This is a genomic window from Rhodococcus aetherivorans (genome assembly GCF_011058165.1).
Taxonomy (GTDB): domain Bacteria; phylum Actinomycetota; class Actinomycetes; order Mycobacteriales; family Mycobacteriaceae; genus Rhodococcus; species Rhodococcus aetherivorans.
Genome location: NZ_JAALEG010000160.1, coordinates 1 through 4,757 on the forward strand (window position 1 = coordinate 1; position 4,757 = coordinate 4,757).

General features: G+C 69.8%; 6 protein-coding genes and 1 rRNA gene. 4 read left to right on the plus strand and 3 right to left on the minus strand.

The features are described 5' to 3' along the window. A 5S ribosomal RNA gene (gene rrf, locus G6039_RS31555) occupies window positions 1-79 on the plus strand; the annotation flags it as partial. 96 nt (window positions 80-175) lie between these two features. Here rrf and G6039_RS29580 read toward each other — a convergent pair. Then, window positions 176-1,717 (minus strand): adenylate/guanylate cyclase domain-containing protein, encoded by a 1,542-nt coding sequence (locus G6039_RS29580; protein ID WP_043797348.1) that lies wholly within the window; start codon window positions 1,715-1,717, stop codon window positions 176-178. Window positions 1,718-1,760: 43 nt separating this feature from the next. Between G6039_RS29580 and nucS the strand changes: the two genes are divergently transcribed. Both nucS and G6039_RS29590 read left to right on the plus strand, forming a co-directional pair. Then, entirely contained in the window at window positions 1,761-2,435 is a 675-nt protein-coding gene (nucS, locus tag G6039_RS29585) for an endonuclease NucS (RefSeq protein ID WP_029542949.1), read from the plus strand. 1 nt (window position 2,436) lies between these two features. Next, on the plus strand, window positions 2,437-2,757 hold the full coding sequence (locus G6039_RS29590) for a hypothetical protein (RefSeq protein ID WP_029542951.1): 321 nt from the start codon (window positions 2,437-2,439) through the stop codon (window positions 2,755-2,757). A 94-nt stretch (window positions 2,758-2,851) separates the two neighbouring features. On the opposite strand, the gene G6039_RS29595 is transcribed toward G6039_RS29590, so the two are convergent. Continuing rightward, window positions 2,852-3,937, minus strand: coding sequence for a coiled-coil domain-containing protein (locus G6039_RS29595; protein WP_006944441.1), 1,086 nt, complete (start codon window positions 3,935-3,937; stop codon window positions 2,852-2,854). 107 nt (window positions 3,938-4,044) lie between these two features. Further along, window positions 4,045-4,527, minus strand: a complete 483-nt coding sequence (mce, locus tag G6039_RS29600) for a methylmalonyl-CoA epimerase (RefSeq protein ID WP_029542955.1) — start codon at window positions 4,525-4,527, stop codon at window positions 4,045-4,047. 105 nt (window positions 4,528-4,632) lie between these two features. Between mce and G6039_RS31345 the strand changes: the two genes are divergently transcribed. After that, a partial coding sequence (locus G6039_RS31345) for a thiolase family protein (RefSeq protein ID WP_478384691.1) occupies window positions 4,633-4,757 on the plus strand: 125 nt, incomplete at its 3' end.

Below are 4,757 nucleotides of genomic sequence, written 5' to 3' on the forward strand. Positions count from 1 at the left end.
TCCGAACCCGGAAGCTAAGCCCTCCAGCGCCGATGGTACTGCACCCGACAGGGTGTGGGAGAGTAGGACACCGCCGAACACCCGTTACCGGAAGCCCCCCAACCTCGTTGGGGGGCTTCCGGCATTTCCGCGTTCCCTGTGGGGCGCAGCCGAACCCGTCGGTCCTTCGTCGGGATCAGTCCACCGGGACCGCAAGGCGGGTGACCTCCGACCGCCCGCGCAGGGTGACTTCACCTTTCAGCGACCATCGGATGCGCTCCGCTTCCGCGGCCACCTCTACCGCCCGGGCCGACGCCACCACGTGGCCGGGGAACGTCTTGGCCACGTCCGACAGCCGAGCCGCTTCGTTCACCGGATCGCCGATCACCGTGTACTCGAATCTCTCGTGAGCGCCCACGTTTCCGGCCACCGCGAGGCCCTCGGTGACCCCGATTCCCGCCTCGCACTCGGGGACCTCGGTGCGCAACCGGCGGGCCATCTCCCGGGCGGCCGCGAGCGCACTGCCCGCCGCGTCGTCCATTGCGACCGGAGCGCCGAAGATGGCCAGTGCCGCATCGCCCTCGAACTTGTTGACGAACCCGCCGGCCCGGTGCACCTCCTCGACCACCACTTCGAAGAAGCGGTTGAGCAGATGTACGACCTCGGTGGGCGGCCGATCGGCCGCCATTGCCGTCGAGCCGATGATATCGATGAACAGCACCGCGACATGGCGTTCCTCGCCGCCCAGGCGCGGCGACGACGCCAACGCCGCCCGCGCGACGTCCTGCCCGACGTGCCGGCCGAAGACGTCGCGGATCCGTTCGCGCTCGCGGAGGCCGTCGGCCATGCGGTTGAATCCCGCCTGCAGTTCTCCCAGTTCGGTTCCGTCGTAGACGACCACTTCGGCATCGAGGTCGCCCCGCTCGATGCGGGCCATGCCGGACCGCACCGACTCGATCGGCGCGACGCTGGTCCGGGCGGTGAGGAGCATAAGCAACGCCCCCAACAACAAGGCGAGTCCGCCGATCGTCAGGATCGTCACCGCGAACCGGACGGGTGATACGGGACGGACGAAGCTGAAGACCGCCACGAGCATCAGCCCGACGACGGGAACGCCGCTGCCCAGCGCCCAGGCCACCATGATGCGGCCGCTGGTGCCGGTGAGTCGGCGTCGCGGCGTCGCCCCGGCCTCCAAGGCCCGGGCCGCGATCGGCCGCAGGGCGAATTCGCTGAACAGATAGACGAAGCCGCAGACCGTCAGGCCCGCGAGGGCGATGGTGAGGGCGACCTTCGGGATCGTGCGCGGATCCACTACACCGAACGCGGTCGCGAACAGCACCAGCCCCAGCGCCCAGAATGCACCCTGCTGGGCGGTGAGGCGCATCGGCAGCCGCATGGTTGCACGTCGTTCGTCGGGGGTGGGATCCCGGTCCTCGAGGATCCACCGCAGTTGTGCAAGGCCGAGCCGGGTCCCGAAGGCCGTTCCCAGGAGGATGGCCCCGCCGACGTAGACGGGTGCTATGACGCCGGTGACGACGACGAACTCCGGACGCAGCACCGAGGGGCCCGGGACGACGACGTTGATCAACAACGCCGTGATCGCGGCCCCCGCGATGTTCGTGCCGAGCAGCAACAGGGTGAGCAATGTCTGCACGCGAACACGTTGGCGCCGGACGGATTCCGCGGGCGCGCCGAGCAGCGGCGAGCCGAGGGGCGAGGTGCGGCGGGTGCGAGGCATGGTCGTTCGAGAGTAGTCCGGAGCGATCCTCTAGGGTGGCAACGTGCGCCTTGTGATTGCCCGCTGTCGAGTCGACTACGTCGGACGTCTGACGGCACACCTGCCGATGGCGCGTCGGCTGCTCTTGGTCAAAGCCGACGGATCGGTCAGTGTGCACGCCGACGACCGTGCCTACAAGCCGCTGAACTGGATGAGTCCGCCGTGCTGGCTGGTCGAGGAGTCCGCAGACGAGGCGCACGCCCTGTGGGTGGTGACCAACAAGACGGGTGAGCAACTCCGGATCACCATCGACGAGATCGAGCACGATTCGAGCCACGAGCTGGGTGTGGACCCGGGCCTGATCAAGGACGGTGTCGAGGCGCATCTGCAGGAACTGCTCGCTGAGCACGTCGAAACCCTCGGCCCCGGCTACACCCTCGTCCGCCGGGAATACCCCACGGCCATCGGTCCGGTGGACCTGCTGTGCCGGGACGCGGACGGCGGCACGGTGGCCGTCGAGATCAAGCGACGCGGCGAGATCGACGGTGTCGAGCAGCTCACCCGGTACCTCGAGTTGCTCAACCGGGACCCGTTGCTCGCGCCCGTCAGCGGTGTCTTCGCGGCGCAACAGATCAAGCCACAGGCCAAGACCCTTGCGACCGATCGCGGTATCCGCTGCCTCGTGCTCGACTACGACGCCCTGCGCGGCACCGAGAGCAACGAGTTCCGGCTGTTCTGATATGCCCCGCCGCAACGTTCCCCGATCGCAGCGCCGGCGCCGGCCCGATATCGGCGGGTCGACGTTCTCCGGGGCCACCTCCCGCACCGAATGGGGGCCGTCCGGCGCGGAGTCCGAGCGCTACACCGTGCGCACCGTCCCCGGGTCGCGAGCAACGAAGGCGTACCGGTGCCCCGGCTGCGATCACGAGATCGCGCCGGGAACCCCCCACGTGGTCGCCTGGCCCACCGACGACATCGGGGGCGCCGACGAACGCCGACACTGGCACAACGGATGCTGGGCCGGCCGCGGTACCCGCGGACCGACCCGGCGGTGGTCCTAGTGACGGCTCAGCCGTCGGGTCCTAGTGACGGCTCAGCCGTCGGGTCCTAGTGACGGCTCAGCCGTCGGGTCCTAGTGACGGCTCAGCCGTCGGGTCAGTTGCGGACCTTGCTGGCCACTGCAGGTGAGCGGCCGAGGCGATCGGTGGGCGGTGCCTCCTCGCCGGACCGTGCCTCCTTCGCCGAGCCGGCTTCGCCGTCGCTGCCCTCCGGCTTGCCGCCGGCCGCCGGGAGTTCCTTGGTGGCCGGTTCCTTCTCGGATTCCCCGGTGGCGATCTCCTTGGTCGCGTCGGCCTCGCCCTCGGTGGTGAGCGCATCCCGGTCGCGGTCGAGCAGCTCGCCCTCGCGCGTCACGGCGGCGAGCATCGACGGCACGGCCTCGAGCTGACCGCGTACCCCGTCCAACTGGCTGAGGATGCGGCCGCGCAGCACCCGCAGTTCCTCGGTCAGATCGCGGGCGTTGGCGATCTTCCGCTCGGACTGTTCGGTGGCGATCTCGAGCCGGCGTGCCGCTTCGCGGGACGCGATCTCGAGACGCTGCTCGGCCTCGGCCTTGCTGGTGCGCTCGAGCTCGTCGAGGGCGCCGAGGACCTTGCTGCGGCGCTCGCTCATGGCGATCTCGAAGTCCTGCTGGACCCGGTCCCGCTTGGCTTCCGCCTCCGCCGCCAGGCGATCGCGCTCCGCTTCGGCGGCGGCGATGATCCGCGCGGCCTGGGCACGCGCCTCCGCCATCGTGCGGGCGTGCTCCGTCTCGAATGCCTTACGCCGCTCGGCGAGCTCGGCGATCATCGCTTCGTAGTCCCCGCGCAGCCGGATGCCTTCCTGCTCGGCCAGGGAGATCATTTCGGCTGCGTCGGCCTCGGCCCGTGCCCGCAGCTCGGACGCCTCGTCGGAGGCGAGGCGCAGCATGCGGGAGATGCGGTCGCTCATGCCCTCGGCCGTGGTGGGCGGCACCGACAGCCGATCGACGTCCTTGCGCAGCTCGTCGATCTCGTTGCGGGCGTTCTCGAGCTGTCGAGCCAGGTCGCGAGCCTGCGCGGCGGCCGCATCCCGGTCCGTGGCGGTCACGCGCAGCTCGGCCTCGAATCTGGCGAAGTAGTTGGTCACCTCGTCGCGGTCGAATCCCTTGCGCACGATGGAGAAGGGCAGGTGGCTTGGGGTGCGATCGCGATCGAAGACCATGGCGCCAATCTACCTGCTCGAAGCGGCCGGAGCTGCGCGTGCCGCCGCGTTGTGCTAATGCTGCGGCGGTGTGAACCCGGCGAGTCGGCCGGGTGAGATGGGGGCGGTCAGTGCGATCCGTGCGCAGCAGGTTCGACGAGCTCGACGAGCACGCCGCCGGCGTCCTTGGGGTGGAGGAAGTTGATGCGGGAATCGGCGGTGCCGCGTCGCGGGGCGTCGTACAGCAGGCGCACGCCGCGCGCGCGGAGCTCGGCGGACACCGCATCGAGGTCGCTGACGCGGTAGGCGAGCTGCTGCAGGCCGGGCCCGCTGCGGTCGATGAACTTCGCGATCGTCGAGTTCTCGTTCAGCGGGGCGAGCAGCTGGATCGCGGTCGCGCCCTCCGGCGAGCCGGGAACCGACAGCATCGCCTCGCGCACGCCCTGCTCCTCGTTGACCTCCTCGTGGGTGGAGACGAGCCCGAGGTTCTCGGCGTACCAGGTGAGGGCGGCGTCCAGGTCGGGGACCGCGATGCCGACGTGGTCGATGGCGGTCACGAGGCCGGAGGTCAGCGCCGCGAGCGGAGTCGGAGTGGGGGAGGTCTCAGTCATGAATAAAGACGGTAGCGCTAACGTTAGATCAGTATGCGTCGGGATGGGCTTGCCGGCCTCGAGCCCGCGCGGAAGCCGTCACTCCCACCACCGGAGGAAATCCTCGTGACCAGTTCTGTCATCGTTGCCGGAGCCCGGACCCCGATGGGGCGTCTGCAGGGCGCCCTGAAGGACCTCTCCGGTTCGGACCTCGGCGGGGTCGCCATCGCCGGTGCCCTCGCCAAGGCCGG